The organism is Pseudomonas antarctica (assembly GCF_900624995.1).
In the GTDB taxonomy this organism is placed as follows: domain Bacteria; phylum Pseudomonadota; class Gammaproteobacteria; order Pseudomonadales; family Pseudomonadaceae; genus Aquipseudomonas; species Aquipseudomonas antarctica.
In genome coordinates this window covers 14,752-33,543 of the sequence record NZ_UYXQ01000038.1, presented here as the reverse complement: position 1 = coordinate 33,543, position 18,792 = coordinate 14,752, and the positions used below count along the sequence as shown (strand labels likewise).

The following is an 18,792-nucleotide window of genomic DNA, read 5'->3' as shown; positions in this document are numbered from 1 at the left end:
GTTTTTAGGGGGGGCCTAAGATAAAAAGCAGAACAAAAGCAAGAGCACGGCGGCCTGACAGCCGACCTGATATTTGAAACTGAACTCAATCTAATGTGGGAGCGGGCTTGCTCGCGAAGGCGGTGTGTCAGTCAGCTCATGTGTAACTGACCCACCGCCTTCGCGAGCAAGCCCGCTCCCACATTGGGATCTCATTACATCAGCTAGATAGGGTGGTGCTCTGCTTCTGCTCTGCTTCTGCTCTGCTTCTGCCTTGCTTTTGCGTCTACCACTCAGGTCGGCTACTAGGCCGCCGTGCTCTTGCTTTTGATCTTGATCTTGATCTGAGGCGCCCCGTTAACCACGATGGCCGAGCCTAAGCGAGGCACCAAGTGGTGGGGCAAAGCGTTTTTTGGTTACTTTTTTAGGCGTTTGTAAAAAAGTGACTCGCTGTAAGAGCGAAACCCTAAGCCGCCGTTACCGCAGCAACGGATATGTACTCAAACCAATTCAAGGCTTGAGCGCTTTCTTCGGATAAATGTCATACCGGCTCGACTTCCCATCCAACGCATGGCTCGGCTTGGGCCCCTCAATGCACGGCGCCTTGCGCGGGCGCTTGACCACCACACGGTGGCTGGCCAAGGCCAGGGCAGCGGCGAGCAAGGCCGGTGCATCCGGATCGTCGCCCACCAGTGGCCGGAACAGGCGCATTTCCTTCTTCACCAGTGCGGTTTTCTCACGGTGGGGAAACATCGGGTCCAGGTAGATCACCTGTGGCGGCTCGCCTTCCCAATTGAGCATCACATCGATGGAGTTGCCCTTTAGCAACTTCATGCGCGCCACAATCGGTGCCACTTCAACGTCATCCGCGCCGCGAGCCAGGCCGTCCTCGAGCAAAGCGCCGATCAGCGGCTGACGCTCGATCAGGCTCATCTCGCAACCCAGGCTAGCTAGTACAAACGCATCCTTACCCAAACCCGCCGTGGCATCCAGCACCCGTGGACGCACGCCTTGAGCAACCCCCACAGCCTTGGCGATCATCTGCCCACTGCCGCCACCGTACAAACGCCGGTGCGCCGCGCCCCCCTCGACAAAATCCACACGCACCGGCCCCGGCGCGTCAGGCCCGAGCTGTTGCAGCCGTAGGCCGTGCTCGCCGACTTGCAGGGAAAAGTCCGCCTCCTCCAGCTGCAAAGGCAGGCCAAGCTGCGAAGCCCATTGCTCGGCACGCGCCTTAAAACCTTCGGCCAAGGCCTCGACCCGAATGCGGCTGGCCGCTGGTTGTTCGCTCATCAATCGCTACGCTCAAAAATATTAAGGATCGGCAAACAGCGGCCGATAAAAACAACAGTCAGGTATTTTGCCAGAGCTGAGCGTCGACCGAGAAAAATGTCAGACATTCTTCCCCTAACTATCGGTGTACTGCCGACCCACAACCACTACGGCCTGCGCAATACTCAAGCGCTGGCCGGGGTGAGTCATGTGTGGCAGGACTTCTTCGCCCGTGCGCTGGCCGAACAGCTCGGCGATACGCCGGACGCGCTCGCCGCCAAAGCACCGGCACCGAGAGATCCAGCGGTAGAACCCAGCGAAGGCGCCGACCTGCTGTCGCAGATCCTCACCCAACGTGAGTGCGACGTAAAAGACACCGAGATCGCCCCGCCAGAGCCGCTGTTCCTGCCTATCGCCGAACTTGAAACCGAGTTGCTGCCACCACCTCCCGTGCCGTTTGCGGCAGAAGAAATCGTCGCCCAACAGCGCCAGCAGAATTTCGAAAACGGTTGGGTACGCCCGATTGTAGTGAACGCCGGTCAACCGCTGCCAGAGCCAGGTCCGGCCCCGGAACCCAAGCCGCTGCACTTGCCGATCGCCGAGTTCGAACTGGACTTGCTGCCACCGCCCGCCACGCCGTACCCGACCGAAGACCTGCTAGCGCAACAGAAAGCGCTGGACTTCGATTACCACTGGGCGCGCCCTCTGATCCTCAACAACCTGCGCCTGGCCGCCTAAGCCTCAGCGACACACCCACCAGCGGCCCATGTCCAGATGGAAATGATTGCGATGGGCGGCGTTGTAGTCCGGGCTCAACACCACGTTGAAATCCTCGCAGGCACTGTCACGTACCTGTCGCAAAAAACGCGCACTGTCGCCCTCCCCCGGCCAATCCTTGAGCACACTGACGCTGCGCCCATCCGCCAGGCGAAAGCCGGCGATATCCAGGGCATTCGCCGAGGCGTGCTGACTGAGTCGCCCGTCTGCGCGGTTGTACATATTGCGGCAGGCAAAGCTGCCTAAGTGATCGACCCGCGCCACCGCCTGGCCAAACACCGCCTGGGCCGCCGGTTGCAGGCTGTGGCGCTCGAACAGGGCAAAGGCGACGGCCAACGGGCAACTGGCGAGAAAGCTGCTGCTCAGGGCTACGTCGGCGCCTTGCACGCGCAAGATATTGCGCAGTGGGCACGCGGCGTCGGCGGGGCTATCGGCCTGATGGCTAACGCGCAAACCAGAGGTTTTCAGCACCTCGTCGCACAGCGCCGGGTCGTCCTGCAACCGGCCGAGCTTGAAGCGCGTGAGCACATTCGGGCTGGCACGCACATCCAGCGGTGCCCAGGGGTTCCATTCAGCCGGCAACGGCACCCAGCCACGCCAAACGCCCAGCGACAACACACCCGCTAGCACCAGCAGCGCCCCGATCACTCTGAAAAAGCGCACGGCTCAGCCCTTGAAGAATTGGTTGGCCTGGCTGAACGGCATCTTGCGGTCAGTGAAGGTAAACGTGCCCAACTCATACACTTCCTGCGCGGCGCGGTAAAACTCGCCATACGCCGCCAGCGCCATAGCCGAGCCGACACTGATGCGCCGCACGCCCATCTCGCTCAACTGCGCGACGCTGAGGTTCAGGCCGCCGGACATCAACACATTCACCGGTTTGGGCGCGACGGCTTTGACCACCGCCAGCACTTCTTCGGCGCTGCGTAGCGCAGGGGCATACAACACGTCGGCACCGGCCTCGGCGTAGGCCTGCAAGCGGCGGATGGTGTCAGGCAAATCCAGGCGGCCATGCAGGAGGTTTTCCGCGCGCGCCGTCAAGGTGAACGGAAATGGCAGGCTGCGGGCGGCGGCAACCGCCGCTTCTACGCGCTCTACAGACAAATCGAAAGGGTAGATGGGGTCGACAGCGATGCCTGTGGCGTCTTCGATGGAGCCACCGACGATCCCCGAGGCCGCCGCACGCAGGATGGTCTGGGCACAGCCCTCTGGGGTATCGCTGAAGCCGTTTTCCAGGTCAGCCGCCACCGGCAGCGCGGTCGCGCGAACGATGGCTGACGCATTGCTCAACGTATCCGCAAGCGACAACGCCCCTTCCGCATCCGGCCGTCCCAGGCTGAAGGCATAGCCCGCGCTGGTGGTCGCCAGGGCTTCAAAGCCGAGGCTGGCTAGCATGATGGCCGAACCGGCATCCCACGGGTTGGGCATCACGAAGGCGCGATCACGCTCGTGCAAGGCTTTGAAGGTTTCGGCGCGAAGGGTTTGGGCATCCATGTCTGACTCCTGGCGGAAAAAGGAGCCTTAGAGTAACCCCAGTTGCTGGGCAGCGGGTTCTCGATGCAAGGTTGGCAACGGTGGCAGGCCCGGCAAACGCGCCATCAGTTTTTCATGAAAGCGCAGCGCTAGTTGCGCGGCCAGGCGGTTATCCGAGGTGTGCAGGAACACGTACGGTGTACGCCCTTCCTCGATCCAACCGGCGATTTTTTCCACCCACGGCACCAGGAACGGGTCATTGGCCTCAAGCTGCGGATGACCAATGAACCGCACCTGGGGAAACAGCGTCAGTGCAGCTGGACGTGGTGGCACCTTGGGCTTTTTCGATTGGGCGTGGAGCACAGCGGCTGAGGTTGAGGTGCAACTGAACAGCGCACGCGGGTCCAGACAGATGCGCTCGACACCCCGGTCGCGCAGCAGGCGGTTGAGCATCCGCTCGGCATCGCCCCTGGCGAAGAACTCCGGGTGGCGTACTTCCACCGCCAGCGGGCGCTCCAGGCCATCAATAAAACCTGCCAGTTCGCCGAGGCGCTGCGGCGAAAAGCTCGCCGACAGTTGTAGCCACAATGGCGAAACACGCTCACCCAGCGGGCTCATCAAGCCGACAAAACTTTGCGCCGCCGGCAACTGCTCGCGCAAGTCGCCAGCGTGGCTGATGTCGCCGGGAAACTTCGCGGTGAAGCGAAAATCCTCAGGCATGATTTCGGCCCAGCGCTGCACGGTGGCGGCCGAGGGCCGGGCATAAAATGTGGTGTTGCCTTCAACGGCGTTGAAAACTTGGGAATACAGCGCGAGGTAGTCGCCGGAGCGCGCATCGGCCGGGTACAGGTACTAGCGCCAGGCGTTCTCACTCCAGGACGGGCAACCGATAAAGTAAGGCAGACGCATCAGATATGGATATCGAGACCCAGCACTTCCATATCCCATTCGACAAAACCGGCGGTGGTCAGGTAGCTGGCCAGGGCGGTGGCGACGCTTTTGCTCATGGAGCGGGGGAAGACCATGTCTTGCTGACGGGCAGGAAGACCGCTGGTACGGGCGCCACCGGACGCTTGGGCGCTGGAATGGGCATTGGCATGCGACTCGGACTGGACCTCGATGAAGTCCGGCGAATCCTCGACAGAATCGTCTACCGTCACGTTCGCCTTACGCGGCTTACGCTTGAGGGGATAGGACTGTGAGGAAAAGCCGTCTATGCGCATACATGCAGACTCGATATCAATGATGGCAATTTAGCGGCACTTTCCGTAGTGCGCAAATGCTCTGGTGATAACTAGAACACATAATTTGTAAAAGGTTTAAAAACAGGGGCTAATTCTGACGATTGGCGAATTTTGCCCTACATCGTCGTCATTTTTGACGTCAAATAATCCCGCGTTCAGCCTTGGTTTGAGCGACTTTATCGCGCAGATAAACCGGCGCTGCCTGATCGGCAGGAATCGCCTCGCCGCGTTCAAAAGCGAAGCGTGCCAAGGTCAGTAAGTCTTGCGCATGAGGCAACATCGCAGCGTCCTGGCCAGCCAGTTGCACACCGATGCGCTCGCCATAGCCCCAGCCAGTACCAGCACCGAACCAGTCTGCGCCGGCATCATCTGGCAATACAGAAGACTCCGGCGACTGCACCGCTTCCACGCCCACCAAGCGCATCTCGCCAGCCGTCTCGCGGTAGCAACCCCAATAGACTTCGTCCATGCGTGCATCGATGGCCGCCGCGACTTGTGAGGCACCGTGCTCACGCAGCGCACGCTGAGCCAGCACTGCCAGGTTGGAAACCGGCAACACCGGACGCTCCAGCGCAAAGGCCAAGCCCTGCACCACACCGATGGCAATACGCACACCGGTAAACGCACCGGGGCCACGGCCGAAGGCAATGGCGTCCACGGCAGACAGCGTGGTGCCCGCGTCTTCAAGCAGCTGCTTGATCATCGGTAACAGCTTCTGCGCATGCAGGCGCGGGATCACCTCGTAGTGGCTCGTTACCTTGCCATCGTGCAGCAAGGCAACGGAGCAAGCTTCAGTCGCGGTGTCCAGGGCCAGCAGGGTGCTCATGGGTGTAGGTGTCCAAGTCGAAAAAAGTGCGCCAGTATAAACAACAACGGCCCGCAAGCGGGCCGTTGTAGGTGAAGCTGATCGCTGAATCAGCTTAAAGCATGCAACACCTTGGCGGTGATGGCTTCAACCGAGCCCACGCCTTCGATGTGGCTGTACTTCGGCTTGCCGTTCGCAGCAGACAACTTCTGGTAGAAATCCACCAGTGGCTTGGTCTGAGAGTGATAAACCGACAGGCGATGACGCACGGTTTCCTCTGTATCGTCTTTACGCTGCACCAGGTCTTCGCCGGTGACATCGTCTTTGCCTGCCACTTTAGGCGGGTTGTAGGCGATGTGGTACACGCGGCCCGAGGCTTCGTGAACGCGACGGCCAGCGATGCGCTGGACGATTTCTTCATCTTCAACCGCGATTTCAACCACCGCGTCAAGCTCTACGCCGGCCTTCACCAGAGCTTCAGCCTGGGGAATGGTGCGTGGGAAACCGTCGAACAGGAAGCCGTTCTTGCAGTCTTCCTGGCTGATGCGTTCCTTGACCAGGTTGATGATCAGGTCATCGGAAACCAGGCCGCCGCTGTCCATCACGCTTTTGGCGATCAGGCCCAGCTCGGTGCCGGCCTTGACGGCAGCGCGCAGCATGTCACCGGTGGAGATTTGTGGAATGCCGAATTTTTCAGTGATGAACTTTGCCTGAGTACCTTTACCGGCCCCGGGAGCTCCCAGCAGAATGACGCGCATCGATGTGCTCCTCAATTTTTTATAGAGATGACGCTCGGATTCGCCGCGTGGGGCCAATCTCGTAAAAATGTGGGTCTAGGCCGATGAAACGGCCAAAGGCTGATCAAGATACACAGCGGGCCCTATCCATACAAGCCGCCGAAAGTCGCAGGAACCCACGCCCGGCATGCGTCACAGGTCGGGTGCGCCTGAGTGCAACCCTGCCCTGCAAACGCCGACCGCCCTTTCGCAGCGGTCGTCCTGGTTTATCTGCAAGCCGTTGAGAACACGCAAGAAACCTTAACCGGTGTTGCGCAAACCAGCGGCAATCCCGGCCACAGACACCAGCAGCGCCTGTTCCAGAGGGCTGTCTTGTGCCGCTTCCTGCTGACGCGAGCGTGCCAGCAACTCGGCCTGCAGCAAGTGCAAAGGGTCAAGGTAGGTGTTGCGCAGGCGGATGAACTCAAGTGTGTCTGGGCTATGGCCCAGCAGTTGCGACTGGCCAGTCAGGCCAAGCACCACGCTGCACGCCTGCGACAATAGGTCGCGTAAGTGCGCACCCAATGCCAGCAGGTCCGGCTGCACCAGACGTTCGTCATACAAGCGCGCGATGTCGGCATCGGCCTTGGCCAGCACCATTTCCAGCATATCGATGCGGGTGCGAAAGAACGGCCACTGCTCGCGCATCTGCCCCAGCAGCTCGCCTTCGCCGCGCTGCAAGGCCTTGCTCAATGCCGCTTCCCAGCCGAGCCATGCGGGTAGCATCAGACGGGTTTGGGTCCAACCGAAGATCCATGGGATCGCGCGCAAACTTTCAATACCTCCCGCACGGCGCTTGGCCGGGCGACTGCCCAACGGCAAGCGCCCGAGCTCCTGCTCTGGGGTGGATTGACGGAAGTACTCGACGAACTGCGGGTTTTCCCGCACCACGGCGCGATAGGCGCTGACACCGTCTGCCGCCAATTCGTCCATCAAATGGCGCCAGGCGGGCTCAGGTGGCGGCGGCGGCAACAGCGTGGCTTCTAGAACGGCGGCCAGGTAAAGGTTGAGGTTCTGCTCGGCGATGTCCGGCAGACCAAACTTGAAGCGGATCATCTCGCCCTGTTCGGTCGTACGGAAACGCCCCGCCACCGAACCCGGCGGTTGTGACAGGATCGCCGCGTGTGCCGGGCCGCCGCCACGGCCGACGGTACCGCCACGACCGTGGAACAACAGCAATTCCACTTGTTGTTCACGGCAGATATCCACCAAACGTTCCTGCGCCCGGTACTGAGCCCACGCGGCGGCGGTGGTGCCGGCGTCTTTGGCTGAGTCCGAGTAGCCAATCATGACTTCCTGCGGGCCCTGCAACCGTGTGCGATAGCCTGGCAATTGCAGCAAGGTTTCCATCACCGGCCCGGCGTTATCCAGGTCGGCCAGGGTTTCGAACAGCGGCACCACCCGCATCGGCCGTTGCACGCCCGACTCTTTAAGCAGCAGTTGCACCGCCAGCACGTCGGAGGCGGCACCCGCCATCGAGATGACATACGAACCAAGCGAGGCGGCTGGCGCGGCGGCGATTTCCTTGCAGGTGTTCAACACCTCGGCAGTCTCTGCCGACGGTTTGAAGTAGCCCGGCAGCAGCGGTCGACGATTGGCCAGCTCCTTGCTGAGGAAACTGATGCGCGCCTCTTCGTCCCAGTCTTCGTAGCGACCCAGGCCCAGGTAATCGGTGATTTCGGTCATGGCCGATGAATGTCGGCTGGAATCCTGGCGCACATCCAGGCGCACCAGGAACAAGCCGAAGGTCACGGCGCGGCGCAGGCAATCGAGCAGCGGGCCATCGGCGATCACGCCCATGCCGCACTCGTGCAGCGACTGGTAGCACAGCTCCAGCGGGTCCAGCAGGTCGCGGTTGTTCTGCAATACGTCAACCGGCGCCGGGGTGCTGGCGGTCAGCGAGGTGTGCGCCCATTGACGCGTAGCACGCAGGCGTTCACGCAATTGCTTGAGCAAGGCGCGATAAGGCTCGACGCTGTCGCCGACCTTGGCTTGCAACGCCGGGCTGGCCTGCTGCATCGACAGCTCGGAGGCCAAGTGGTCGATGTCGCGCACATACAAATCGGCCGCCATCCAGCGTGCCAGCAGCAGCACTTCACGTGTGACCGGCGCGGTGACATTCGGGTTGCCGTCACGGTCACCGCCCATCCACGAAGCAAAGCGAATCGGCGCCGCTTCCAAGGGCAAATGCAGGCCAGTCGCAGCGTGTAAAGCCTGGTCGGCCTTACGCAAATAATTGGGGATGGCATGCCAAAGCGAATGCTCAATGACCGCAAAGCCCCATTTAGCTTCGTCGACCGGCGTGGGGCGCACGCGGCGGATTTCTTCGGTGTGCCAGGCTTCGGCGATCAACCGTTGCAGGCGTGCGCGGATCTGTTCGCGCTCGGCCGTGGTGAGGTCGCGGTGATCCTGCAGCGCCAACTGCGCCGCAATCGCATCGTATTTCTGGATCAGGGTGCGGCGCGCCACTTCGGTCGGGTGGGCGGTGAGGACCAGTTCGATCTCCAACCGCGCCAACTGGCGGGCCAGGGATTCGTTGCTGTGACCTTCGCTTTGCAGGCGGGCCAGCAACTCCGGCAATACGCGAGATTCGAACGGCGCCGGTTGTGACTCATCGCGCCGGTGGATCAACTGGTACTGCTCGGCGATGTTGGCCAGGTTGAGGAACTGGTTGAAAGCCCTCGCCACCGGCAGCAACTCGCCTTCCTGCAATTGGTTCAAGCTGGCGCTGAGCTCCTCACCGGCGGCTTGCTCGGCTACTGCGCCGCGCCGGTCGGCCTTGGCGCCTTTGCGGATCTGCTCGATCTTGGCGAGAAAATCATCGCCGTATTGCTCTCGAATGGTGTTGCCCAACAGCTCACCCAGCAGGTGAACATCCTCACGCAAGCGTGCATCGATATCACTCATCAACCAATCTCCAGCCAGAAATCCGGGACGCGCAGGTGTTCCAGAGTGCCGCCCGCATCGGTTTCTGACAAGACACTTTAAACCTTGTGACGTGCAGCTAGTCTCAACTGTGAGTCACCGCGTTATCCACGCAGCTGACTGGACACTCATCACCGCCTGCCATCGCGGGCTTACTGAGGTTGCCATGAAAATCCGAGAACTGGCCCAGCATTGGGAAGAGAACGCCAAGGGTCGCTTGACCAAAACCGAGTACGCGATTCATCTGGACGTAGAGTCCGCCGCGCGACTGGCCGCGATCGCCGAGATGTACCCCAAGCGCCACCCCGAAGAACTGCTCGGCGAACTGATCGGCGCCGCCCTCGAAGAGCTGGAAGCCAGCTTCCCTTACATCAAGGGCCAGCATGTAATCGCCACCGATGAAGAGGGTGATCCCCTTTATGAAGACGTCGGCCCTACGCCACGCTTTCTGACGCTGTCACGCCGCTATCTGCATGATTTGTCGGTAAGCGCTGACGAACAGAAGCACTGATAAACATCCACCAGAATTGATCCAGCCCAAGTATTCCGGGCCTCTTAGAGGCCCGGAATACCCCTGCGTGTGGCAAAAGTTCCAACTTTTGAACACTGACCACTCAGTCAGATATTTTTTTAGGCAAATCGCCATCTTCTCTGAACTTTTGAAAAAAGCCTCCGGTCACAGCCAGTAAGCCATCACTTGGAACGGCCGTTTGAAAGGGGCTTTCGAGCTTTACCGCCGGGGCCGAAACCGTTGACCAGTGACATGGATTTTGATGTTTTTCAGGAGTTACCTAATGGAGTTGAAGACGATGAAGACCAGCACTGCCAAATCCTCGTTTAACCACCTGCGCGGGCTGAAATTGGCCGCGCTGGCAATCGGCACCAGCTTCGTTCTGGCGGGCTGCGCCGGCAACCCTCCGACCGAGCAGTACGCTGTGACCCAATCTGCGGTGAACAGCGCGGTCAGCGCCGGCGGCACCGAGTACGCAGCGGTTGAAATGAAGTCGGCTCAGGACAAGCTCAAAGAAGCCGAAATCGCCATGCATGACAAGAACTACGATAAGGCTCGCCAACTGGCTGAGCAGGCAGAATGGGACGCTCGCGTCGCTGAGCGCAAATCTCAGGCCGCCAAAGCCGAACAGGCTGTGAAGGACTCCCAGAAAGCTGTTCAGGAGCTGCGTCAGGAAGGTATGCGCCCAGCTGTTATGAAACAGCAATAAGCCGCCGCCTCTGACTGCATTGCACCCGAAATCGAATTGAAAGGACGACACGACTATGCGTAAACAACTGATGATCCCTGCCCTGCTGGCGATGAGCGTTGCCTTGGCGGCTTGCTCCACCCCGCCGAACGCGAACCTGGAAAACGCACGGACCAACTTCTCGGCCCTGCAAACCAACCCACAAGCGACCAAGCTTGCGGCGCTGGAAACCAAGGACGCCAGCGAATGGCTGGACAAGGCTGACAAGGCCTACCGCGATAAGGAAGACGAGAAGAAGGTCGACCAACTGGCCTACCTGACCAACCAGCGCGTTGAAGTGGCGAAAGACACCATCTCGCTGCGCGAATCCGAAGCCAAGCTGAAAAATGCCGGCGACGAACGTGCCCGCGCCCTGCTGGACGCCCGTGACGCGCAAATCAAGCAACTGCAAAACAGCTTGAACGCCAAGCAGACCGATCGCGGCACCTTGGTGACGTTCGGTGACGTGCTGTTCGCCACCAATAAGTCCGACCTCAAATCCAGCGGCCTGGTCAACATCACCAAGCTGGCGCAGTTCCTGCGCGATAACCCAGACCGTAAAGTGATCGTCGAAGGCTACACCGACAGCACCGGCTCGGACTCGTACAACCAGAGCCTGTCCGAGCGTCGTGCGGCTTCCGTACAGCGTGCACTGGCTCAACAAGGCGTGGACATCTCGCGCATCGTGACCCAGGGTTACGGCAAGGAATACCCGGTTGCTGATAACGGCAGCGTCTCGGGCCGAGCCATGAACCGCCGCGTTGAAGTGACCATCTCCAACGACAACCAGCCAGTCAAGCCACGTTCTTCCGTCGCTAACTGATTGATTGAAGCTGAATAAAAAACCCACCTTATGGTGGGTTTTTTTTATCTATCAAACGTCGACTTTGCGGCTGCTGTCGTCGGCAGGCATCATGGCCTCCATGCCTTGGCGACCCGCCATCATTTTCTCAAGCTTCTCTGCATCCATCTGGCCTTCTGAACCCTCAGAGCCGCCGCCCTGAGCACCGCCTGCTGCCTTCGACAACATGTCCATGAGCATTTTCATCGGGTCTTGTTTCTCTTGCTTCTGCGCACCTTGCTCGTCGCCCTGGCCCAGCTGTGCTGCGCCCTGAGCCATTTCCAACATCTTACTTATCGCGCCAATTCCGCCAATCATCATCACACTCCAGAGTCGTTATACGTAAGTTAACTATCAGCAACACTGACAAGTCATTCAGTGGCGTCTTACGCAATACGGTTCCAGATATTTCCGTAATCGGGCGAATTGAACTACTCCTGCAGTTGTGGCGTCTCCTGGCCCATGCAACGGACGGCTTGCTTCTTGTTGTTCACCAGCACACCGCTCAAGCCTTTCTGTTCGGTATCAAACATGACCAGCACACCATCGACGCATTGCGCCACTTGCGCAGCTGGGGTCAGGGCGATTTTGTAGTCCTCTCCCGGGACAGTTTTGAGCATGGTGAAATCGCTGAGCAGCAACGCATCTTCCGGTTTGGCGAAGTGCAGGTAGCCGTAGAACCACAGGCAACCGACGGTGCCGATGATAGTGCCGATGCCAGTGAGGATCAGCGGGATCATGTTGCGTTCTTCGCTCATTGCGGGCTCTCTGATGAATCAACTTTAGGGTTCGGGTAGTTGGGGATTTCCCCCAGGCGACGCAGACCGTTGAAGTGCTGCGGATCGTCCAGATAACGCAGCATCACGGTTTGCCAGGTCTTGTCGGCAAACGTCTGCACATGCCCGCCGCGGGTCAGTTGCAGCACCCTTGGCGGCGGTGCCGCCTGGTACAGGCGGATGCCATTGGCCAGCGGCACAATCGGGTCATCCAAACTATGAAACAGCAACTTCGGCACGCCGGTCAGTTGCGCCATGGCGTTGATCGCACTGTCACCGTCAGGCACCAGCCAGGACAAGGGCACTTGAAACGGCCATGTTAACCAGGAGGTACTGAGTGCGAATTGTCCTACGTCACGATAACTGGCGGGCACACCGTCCAGTATCAACGCCTTGAGCCGGGGCTGACGCTCCGGGTGCGCCGCCAGGTAATGCACCGCCAGCGAGCCGCCCAGGCTTTGGCCCAACACAATCAGCGGTTGGCCTTGGGTTTCGGGGGCTTTGTCGAGCCAGCTGAACGCCGCATCGATGTCCTGATAGACCGCCGGCAACGACGGCTTGCCTTCCGACAGGCCATAGCCGCGATAGTCCAACAGCAGCACTTGATAACCCTGCTCCGGCAACCACCCACTGCCACCCAGGTGCCAGGCCAGATTGCCGCCGTTGCCATGCAGATGCAGCACCGTGCCTTTGATTGGCACGCCGGGCTTGGCCGGCAGCCACCAGGCGTGAAGTTTTACCCCGTCGGCGGTGGTGAGCGTGACGTCGCGGTACTGCAGGTGGGCTTTATCCGGCGTGAATGGCAGGCCGGGTTCGGGGTAGAACAGCAGCGCGCTGCAGCCGTTCAATGTGAGTAGCAGGCAAAGAATGCCGAGGATTCTCATCCGTTGAAGCCTCGCGATTTGGCCGCAATCTGCAGCCTTGTGGAGATCCAAATGTGGGAGCGGGCTTGCTCGCGAAGGCGGCGTGTCAGTCGATACATGTGTGGCTGATGTACCGCTTTCGCGAGCAAGCCCGCTGCCACATTTTTTAATCGGTTTCGTCAGTTAAATTGCCTAAAGGATATTCGAGTAATCCGCTTCGATCCGATCCAGGCTCAAGTGGTTGAGGAAGTTGGAGAAGCACATCCACGCCGCCAGCGCGTTCATGTCGCGGAACTGTTCGGGCAGGTACTTGGGCGGCACCACCAGGCCTTCATCCACCAATTGGCGCAGGGTACGCATGTCTTCCAGGGTGGTCTTGCCGCAGAACAGCAGCGGCACTTGTTCCAGTTTGCCTTTGCGCACGGCCAGTTGGATGTAGTTATAGACCATGATAAAGCCCTTGAGGTAGGACAAATCCTTGGTGAATGGCAGACCGGTCGGCGTTGAACCACGGAAAACCCGGCTGGCATTGCCGTAGCTTTCGGCCATTTCAAAGCCTTGCTCGCGGAAAAACTCGAACACCTGCAAGAAGTCGGCGCCCTCCTCGACCATATGGATAGCGCGGGTGCGGTTGGTCAGCTTGCGCAGGCGGCTCGGGTAGGAGGCGAAGGTGATGATCTCCATCAGAATCGCCAGGCCTTCCTGGGTCACGGTCGACGACGGCGGGCCCTTGGACAGGAAGGTGCAGATCGGCTGGTTCTGGCCATTGAGCGTGGTGCCGACGTGCACCAGGCCTTCATGCACTTCCAGCGCGCGCACATCGCGGTCGTTGAACATCGCGTCGGCGCGGATCTTGATGTAGTCGGCGCCCGCCGCCGCGTCCGCGACAATTCCGTCGGACTCGAACACGCGGATGGTTTCTTCCGCCTCGCCAAACACCTTGTTCAGACGGGTTTGCAACAAGGCTACGGCGTCTTTGGCGGTGAGGGTCTTGGCTTCGTCTTTGAGGTCGCCACGGCCGTCGATGTTGTTCAGGTAGTCAGAGAGCATCAGGCCGAGGTCAGCCAGCGTCGGGTCGCCGGCGTGGAACGCATCGGAGGCGGCGCCGTAGAGTTCCTGGGAGATCAGGCCGAAGTCTTCAGTGCCGCGCGCTTCGAGCATGCGCACCACCATGCGGTATTCCTTGCACATGCGCCGCATGATCTGCCCGACCGGGTTGAACTGGCCAAGCTGGCGAGTGATATCACGCTCGATGTTCTGGAATTCCAGCTTCACCGCACTGGAATCGAACGACAGTGGCCGATTCAGATAGTAGTCGCGGTCTACCGCCGGCATTTCCTTGCCCTTGGCCTTGAGGAATCCCTGGCGAATGTTCTCGTCCCACTTTACGGCGTCGAGGACGCGAATCGGTGTTTGCGCCAGCACAATGCGATCAGACAAGGTGCGTATCGTCTGCTGGTAATCGTCCACCTGGTGCTTCCTCTTTAAACGTTATTTGCCCGCGCGCTGGTAGCGCACGGCTTCAACGAACACATCGGCATTGGCCGGGTCATCCAGGTAGGCAAACACCTGGTCCATGGGGCTGTCGACCAGCACGCCGGCGCCTTCGACGCTGTCCACTGTGCTGGCGTGTAACAGCTGTTGGCCGATGGCTTGATGGATCTGCTCGAGGTCGAGGTTGTAGACCACCAATTCAGGCTTTTTGTCGCCCTCGGTTTCAAAGTCGAAGCCAGCGAGAATGAAATGCCCACCAAGTTTGTCGGGCAGCGGCGCCGACAAATACCAACGGTTGCCATGGCGCGAGACGCTAAACAAGTACTCATCACGCTGGCCCGGCTTGGCTTTAGGGTAGCTCACGGCTCTATAGCGGTGCTCACCCGCGCGGGTGATCTGCAGGTTAAGCGGTTCGCCCCAGGCATTCTTGCTCGACCAGTGGCCGAGCAAGGCATCCGGCGCTGATTCGCGCGCCGGCAGCGGGTCCTTGAAGGTCACCAGGCAGCCGCTGAGCAATAGGAACGACAAGGCGATTAGCGCGACACGCCAGGCTTTCATCAGATATCCCCCCGGTGTCAGACCGAGGCCAACACCAAATGCATGTAACGCTTGAGGATCTCAAGCATCTCTTCACCGGTCAGAGGCTCCGGGCCGCCAAGCAGGCCCTGATATTCCATCCGACTGATAATCGCCGTCAACACTTTGGCATCCTGTTGCGGCTCGCGAGACCCCAATACCTGGAAAAACTGCCCCGTGCCCTGCAGCAGAATTTGTTGGTGTGAGCGCACAAGTTCGGCCAGGCGCGGGTTGAGCAAGGCTTCCTGGCGAAAGGCCTGTTCGGCCATCAGGTGTTCGCGACGGTTGGTCAGTTGGCGCAGCACGTAGTCGGCGGTGAGCCGCGCAATGTCATCGGCCAATTGCGAACGCGACTGCGGGCTGCCATCGCCATAGGCGACCATCTCACGCAGCAGGCCTTCGTTGCGTACCCACAGCTTGCCCATGAAGGCAGCGCTGCGTTCGACGTATTGGGCGAAGGTATCGGTGAGCAGGTCATCGATATCCTTGAAGTAGTAAGTGGTGGCCGACAACGGCACGCCGGCCTCTGCCGCCACCGCGCGATGGCGCACACCACGCACGCCATCACGCACCACGATGCGCATGGCTGCATCAAGAATGTCTTGCCGGCGCTGCTCGCTGCCTCGGCGGCTGGCCTTGCGGCCCTGGTACTGGACGCTTTCAGCCACGGCAGCAGCAATGCCGGCGGCACCTTCTTGAGCCATTACGCGGTTCACGACAGATCTTCCTTTTACACCGATAAATGATCGTTCCCACGCTCTGCATGGGAATGCCGTCTGGTTGTGACGCAGAGCGTCACGGGATGCGTTCCCACGCAGAACGTGGAACGATCACCGATTACCTGGCGCCGTTCTCTTGACGGCTGAATACACCACATAAAAAAGCCGCCTTATAAAAGGCGGCTTCGGGTTTCGCTACGGTTACGCTTGTGGCCGCATGTGCGGGAACAAGATCACGTCGCGGATCGACGGCGAGTTGGTCAACAGCATCACCAGGCGGTCGATGCCGATACCTTCACCGGCCGTCGGCGGCATGCCGTATTCCAGGGCGCGGACGAAGTCAGCGTCGTAGTGCATGGCTTCGTCGTCGCCGGCGTCCTTGTCGGCCACCTGGGCCATGAAGCGCTCGGCCTGGTCTTGCGCATCGTTAAGCTCGGAGTAGGCGTTGGCGATTTCGCGCCCGCCAATAAACAGCTCGAAACGGTCGGTGACGTTCGGGTTCTCATCGTTGCGACGCGCCAGCGGCGACACTTCGAACGGGTACTGGGTAATGAAGTGCGGCTGTTCCAGCTTGTGCTCCACCAGTTCTTCGAAAATCATCACCTGCAGTTTGCCCAGGCCTTCGAAACCCAGCACCTTGGCGCCGGCTTTCTTGGCGATGGCGCGGGCCTTGTCGATGTCGGTCAGGTCGTCAGCGCTCAGCTCAGGGTTGTACTTGAGGATCGAATCGAACACCGACAGACGCACGAACGGCTCGCCGAAGTGGAACACCTTATCGCCGTACGGCACGTCGGTGCTGCCCAGCACCAACTGCGCCAGCTCGCGGAACAGCTCTTCGGTCAGGTCCATGTTGTCTTCGTAGTCGGCGTAAGCCTGGTAGAACTCCAACATGGTGAATTCTGGGTTGTGACGGGTCGAAACGCCTTCGTTACGGAAGTTGCGGTTGATCTCGAACACTTTCTCAAACCCGCCAACAACAAGACGCTTGAGGTACAGCTCAGGCGCGATACGCAGGAACATTTCCAGGTCCAGCGCATTGTGGTGGGTTTCAAATGGCTTGGCTGCGGCACCACCCGGGATGGTTTGCAGCATCGGGGTTTCCACTTCCAGGAAGTCACGCTGCATCAGGAAGCTGCGGATGTGCGCGATAACCTGCGAACGCACACGGAAGGTCTGACGCACCTCTTCGTTGACGATCAGGTCAACATAGCGCTGGCGATAGCGCTGTTCGGTGTCGGTCAGGCCGTGGTGCTTGTCCGGCAGCGGGCGCAGCGACTTGGTCAGCAGGCGCACGCTGGTCATTTCAACGTACAGGTCGCCCTTGCCGGAACGCGCCAGGGTGCCTTCAGCGGCAATGATGTCGCCCATGTCCCAGGTTTTCACCGAGGCCAGGGTTTCTTCGGACAGGGTTTTACGGTTGACGTAAACCTGAATGCGACCGGTCATGTCCTGGATCACCATGAACGAGCCACGGTTGAGCATGATGCGACCTGCCACCTTGACCGGGATTGCAGCCTCTGCCAGCTCTTCCTTGGTCTTGTCCGCGTACTGTTTCTGCAAGGCATCGCAGTAGTTGTCACGGCGGAAATCGTTCGGGAAGGCATTGCCCTTGGCGCGCTCGGCAGCAAGCTTTTCCTTGCGCAGGGCGATCAGGGAGTTTTCTTCCTGTTGCAGGGCTTGCAGGTCGAGTTGTTGGTCGCTCATGTCTTTTGAAATTCCATCACAGGTTCGTTGCCCCCACCGGAGGCAGGGGACTTAAGGTCTTGGCTTACGGTTTAAAGCCCCGATTTCAGGCTGGCTTCCAGGTATTCGTCGATATCACCGTCGAGCACCTTGTCGCAGTCGCTGCGTTCGATGTTAGTGCGCAGATCCTTGATCCGCGACGCATCAAGCACATACGAACGGATCTGGTGACCCCAGCCGATATCCGACTTGGTGTCTTCCAGCGCCTGGGAAGCGGCGTTGCGCTTCTGCATTTCCTGCTCGTACAACTTGGCCCGCAGCATTTTCATGGCGGTGTCCTTGTTCGCGTGCTGGGAACGTTCGTTCTGGCAGCTGACCACGGTGTTGGTCGGTACGTGGGTGATACGTACGGCCGAGTCGGTGGTGTTTACGTGCTGGCCACCGGCACCGGAGGAGCGGTAGGTGTCAATCCGCAAGTCGGCCGGGTTGATCTCGATTTCCACTTTGTCGTCGATCTCCGGGGAGACGAACACAGCGCAGAACGAGGTGTGGCGACGGTTGCCGGAGTCGAACGGGCTCTTGCGCACCAGGCGATGCACGCCAATCTCGGTACGCAGCCAGCCAAAGGCGTATTCGCCCTTGATGTGCACGGTCGCGCCTTTGATACCGGCGACTTCACCGGCCGACAGTTCCATGATGGTGGCGTCGAAACCGCGCTTGTCAGCCCAACGCAGGTACATGCGCAACAGAATGTTGGCCCAGTCCTGGGCCTCGGTGCCGCCGGAACCGGCCTGGATATCCAGGTAGGCGTTGTTCGGGTCCATTTCGTGGCTGAACATGCGGCGGAATTCAAGCTTGGCGAGGTTTTCCTCAAGACGGGCCAGCTCGGCGATGACATCGCCCACTGCGCCTTCGTCGTTTTCTTCGACGGCCATGTCCAGCAGGTCGCGGCAATCGCCCAGACCGGTGTTCAATTCGTCGAGGGTGTCGACGATCTGTGCCAGCGCAGCGCGCTCGCGGCCCAGTTCCTGGGCGTATTCAGGTTTGTTCCAGACAGCCGGATCTTCAAGCTCGCGATTGACTTCGGTCAGACGCTCATGCTTTTGATCGTAGTCAAAGATACCCCCGAATAGTTTCGGAGCGCTCGGACAGGTCCTTGATGGTGTTAAGGATCGGGTTGATTTCCATGGCGGGCAGCACTCGTTGGCGAACTTTTGAAAGCCGAAGAGTATAACGACAAAGCGCCGGGAACGGCAGCCCGCTTGGCGAAAAGGCAGGTTTGTACGCTATCTCTGGCACTACGCTCTCTGGGAAACAATGAAGATCCAAATATGGGAGCGGGCTTGCTCGC

Annotated in this window: 20 protein-coding genes; 4 read left to right on the top strand and 16 right to left on the bottom strand. The window is 59.9% G+C overall.

Going from position 1 to position 18,792, the window contains the following annotated elements:
- Window positions 1-489: 489 nt before the first annotated feature.
- The gene (locus E0F99_RS18105) at window positions 490-1,272 is read right to left on the bottom strand and encodes a class I SAM-dependent methyltransferase (protein ID WP_083359832.1); all 783 of its coding nucleotides are present in this window, start codon (window positions 1,270-1,272) and stop codon (window positions 490-492) included.
- Window positions 1,273-1,368: 96 nt separating this feature from the next.
- Between E0F99_RS18105 and E0F99_RS18100 the strand changes: the two genes are divergently transcribed.
- Entirely contained in the window at window positions 1,369-1,989 is a 621-nt protein-coding gene (locus tag E0F99_RS18100) for an energy transducer TonB (protein WP_083359833.1), read from the top strand.
- Window positions 1,990-1,992: 3 nt separating this feature from the next.
- Here E0F99_RS18100 and E0F99_RS18095 read toward each other — a convergent pair whose 3' ends face one another.
- The 7 genes from E0F99_RS18095 to ppc form a co-directional block, all read right to left on the bottom strand.
- On the bottom strand, window positions 1,993-2,691 hold the full coding sequence (locus E0F99_RS18095; RefSeq protein ID WP_083359834.1) for an extensin-like domain-containing protein: 699 nt from the start codon (window positions 2,689-2,691) through the stop codon (window positions 1,993-1,995).
- 3 nt (window positions 2,692-2,694) lie between these two features.
- Window positions 2,695-3,522, bottom strand: a complete 828-nt coding sequence (locus tag E0F99_RS18090; RefSeq protein WP_083359835.1) for an isocitrate lyase/PEP mutase family protein — start codon at window positions 3,520-3,522, stop codon at window positions 2,695-2,697.
- Between the two features lie 27 nt (window positions 3,523-3,549).
- Window positions 3,550-4,350: a DUF72 domain-containing protein gene (locus tag E0F99_RS18085; protein WP_232000173.1), complete on the bottom strand. Its 801-nt coding sequence runs from the start codon at window positions 4,348-4,350 to the stop codon at window positions 3,550-3,552.
- Between the two features lie 59 nt (window positions 4,351-4,409).
- Window positions 4,410-4,724, bottom strand: a complete 315-nt coding sequence (locus E0F99_RS18080) for a hypothetical protein (protein ID WP_083359836.1) — start codon at window positions 4,722-4,724, stop codon at window positions 4,410-4,412.
- A gap of 160 nt (window positions 4,725-4,884) precedes the next feature.
- Window positions 4,885-5,571 carry a tRNA (adenosine(37)-N6)-threonylcarbamoyltransferase complex dimerization subunit type 1 TsaB gene (gene tsaB, locus E0F99_RS18075; protein ID WP_083359837.1) on the bottom strand — a complete coding sequence of 229 codons (687 nt, stop codon included), beginning with the start codon at window positions 5,569-5,571 and terminating at the stop codon, window positions 4,885-4,887.
- Between the two features lie 89 nt (window positions 5,572-5,660).
- Window positions 5,661-6,308, bottom strand: coding sequence for an adenylate kinase (adk, locus tag E0F99_RS18070; protein WP_083359838.1), 648 nt, complete (start codon window positions 6,306-6,308; stop codon window positions 5,661-5,663).
- 279 nt (window positions 6,309-6,587) lie between these two features.
- Window positions 6,588-9,233 carry a phosphoenolpyruvate carboxylase gene (gene ppc / locus E0F99_RS18065; RefSeq protein ID WP_083359839.1) on the bottom strand — a complete coding sequence of 882 codons (2,646 nt, stop codon included), beginning with the start codon at window positions 9,231-9,233 and terminating at the stop codon, window positions 6,588-6,590.
- Window positions 9,234-9,417: 184 nt separating this feature from the next.
- Here ppc and E0F99_RS18060 point away from each other — a divergent pair, with 184 nt between their 5' ends.
- The 3 genes from E0F99_RS18060 (at window position 9,418) to lptF (ending at window position 11,312) form a co-directional block, all read left to right on the top strand.
- Window positions 9,418-9,762, top strand: a complete 345-nt coding sequence (locus E0F99_RS18060; protein WP_083359840.1) for a pilin assembly protein — start codon at window positions 9,418-9,420, stop codon at window positions 9,760-9,762.
- Window positions 9,763-10,045: 283 nt separating this feature from the next.
- Window positions 10,046-10,471, top strand: coding sequence for a DUF4398 domain-containing protein (locus tag E0F99_RS18055; RefSeq protein WP_083359841.1), 426 nt, complete (start codon window positions 10,046-10,048; stop codon window positions 10,469-10,471).
- Between the two features lie 55 nt (window positions 10,472-10,526).
- The gene (gene lptF, locus E0F99_RS18050; RefSeq protein ID WP_083359842.1) at window positions 10,527-11,312 is read left to right on the top strand and encodes a lipotoxin F family OmpA-related lipoprotein LptF; all 786 of its coding nucleotides are present in this window, start codon (window positions 10,527-10,529) and stop codon (window positions 11,310-11,312) included.
- 51 nt (window positions 11,313-11,363) lie between these two features.
- Here lptF and E0F99_RS18045 read toward each other — a convergent pair whose 3' ends face one another.
- The 8 genes from E0F99_RS18045 to prfB form a co-directional block, all read right to left on the bottom strand.
- Entirely contained in the window at window positions 11,364-11,648 is a 285-nt protein-coding gene (locus E0F99_RS18045) for a hypothetical protein (protein ID WP_083359843.1), read from the bottom strand.
- Window positions 11,649-11,761: 113 nt separating this feature from the next.
- Window positions 11,762-12,088, bottom strand: coding sequence for a PA3694 family proteiin (locus tag E0F99_RS18040; protein ID WP_083359844.1), 327 nt, complete (start codon window positions 12,086-12,088; stop codon window positions 11,762-11,764).
- Window positions 12,085-12,990 carry an alpha/beta hydrolase gene (locus E0F99_RS18035; protein WP_083359845.1) on the bottom strand — a complete coding sequence of 302 codons (906 nt, stop codon included), beginning with the start codon at window positions 12,988-12,990 and terminating at the stop codon, window positions 12,085-12,087. The genes E0F99_RS18040 and E0F99_RS18035 overlap by 4 nt, the downstream gene beginning before the upstream one ends.
- A gap of 171 nt (window positions 12,991-13,161) precedes the next feature.
- On the bottom strand, window positions 13,162-14,439 hold the full coding sequence (locus E0F99_RS18030) for a flavohemoglobin expression-modulating QEGLA motif protein (RefSeq protein WP_083359846.1): 1,278 nt from the start codon (window positions 14,437-14,439) through the stop codon (window positions 13,162-13,164).
- Between the two features lie 21 nt (window positions 14,440-14,460).
- Window positions 14,461-15,021, bottom strand: coding sequence for a hypothetical protein (locus E0F99_RS18025; RefSeq protein ID WP_083359847.1), 561 nt, complete (start codon window positions 15,019-15,021; stop codon window positions 14,461-14,463).
- 17 nt (window positions 15,022-15,038) lie between these two features.
- The gene (locus tag E0F99_RS18020) at window positions 15,039-15,755 is read right to left on the bottom strand and encodes a TetR/AcrR family transcriptional regulator (RefSeq protein ID WP_083359848.1); all 717 of its coding nucleotides are present in this window, start codon (window positions 15,753-15,755) and stop codon (window positions 15,039-15,041) included.
- 204 nt (window positions 15,756-15,959) lie between these two features.
- Window positions 15,960-17,462, bottom strand: a complete 1,503-nt coding sequence (gene lysS, locus E0F99_RS18015) for a lysine--tRNA ligase (RefSeq protein WP_083359849.1) — start codon at window positions 17,460-17,462, stop codon at window positions 15,960-15,962.
- 71 nt (window positions 17,463-17,533) lie between these two features.
- Window positions 17,534-18,629 (bottom strand): peptide chain release factor 2 gene (gene prfB, locus E0F99_RS18010; protein WP_130908847.1). Its coding sequence is split into 2 segments (ribosomal slippage): window positions 17,534-18,556 and window positions 18,558-18,629, totalling 1,095 coding nucleotides; the frame shifts between segments, so codons are not numbered across the junction.
- Window positions 18,630-18,792: the final 163 nt, after the last annotated feature.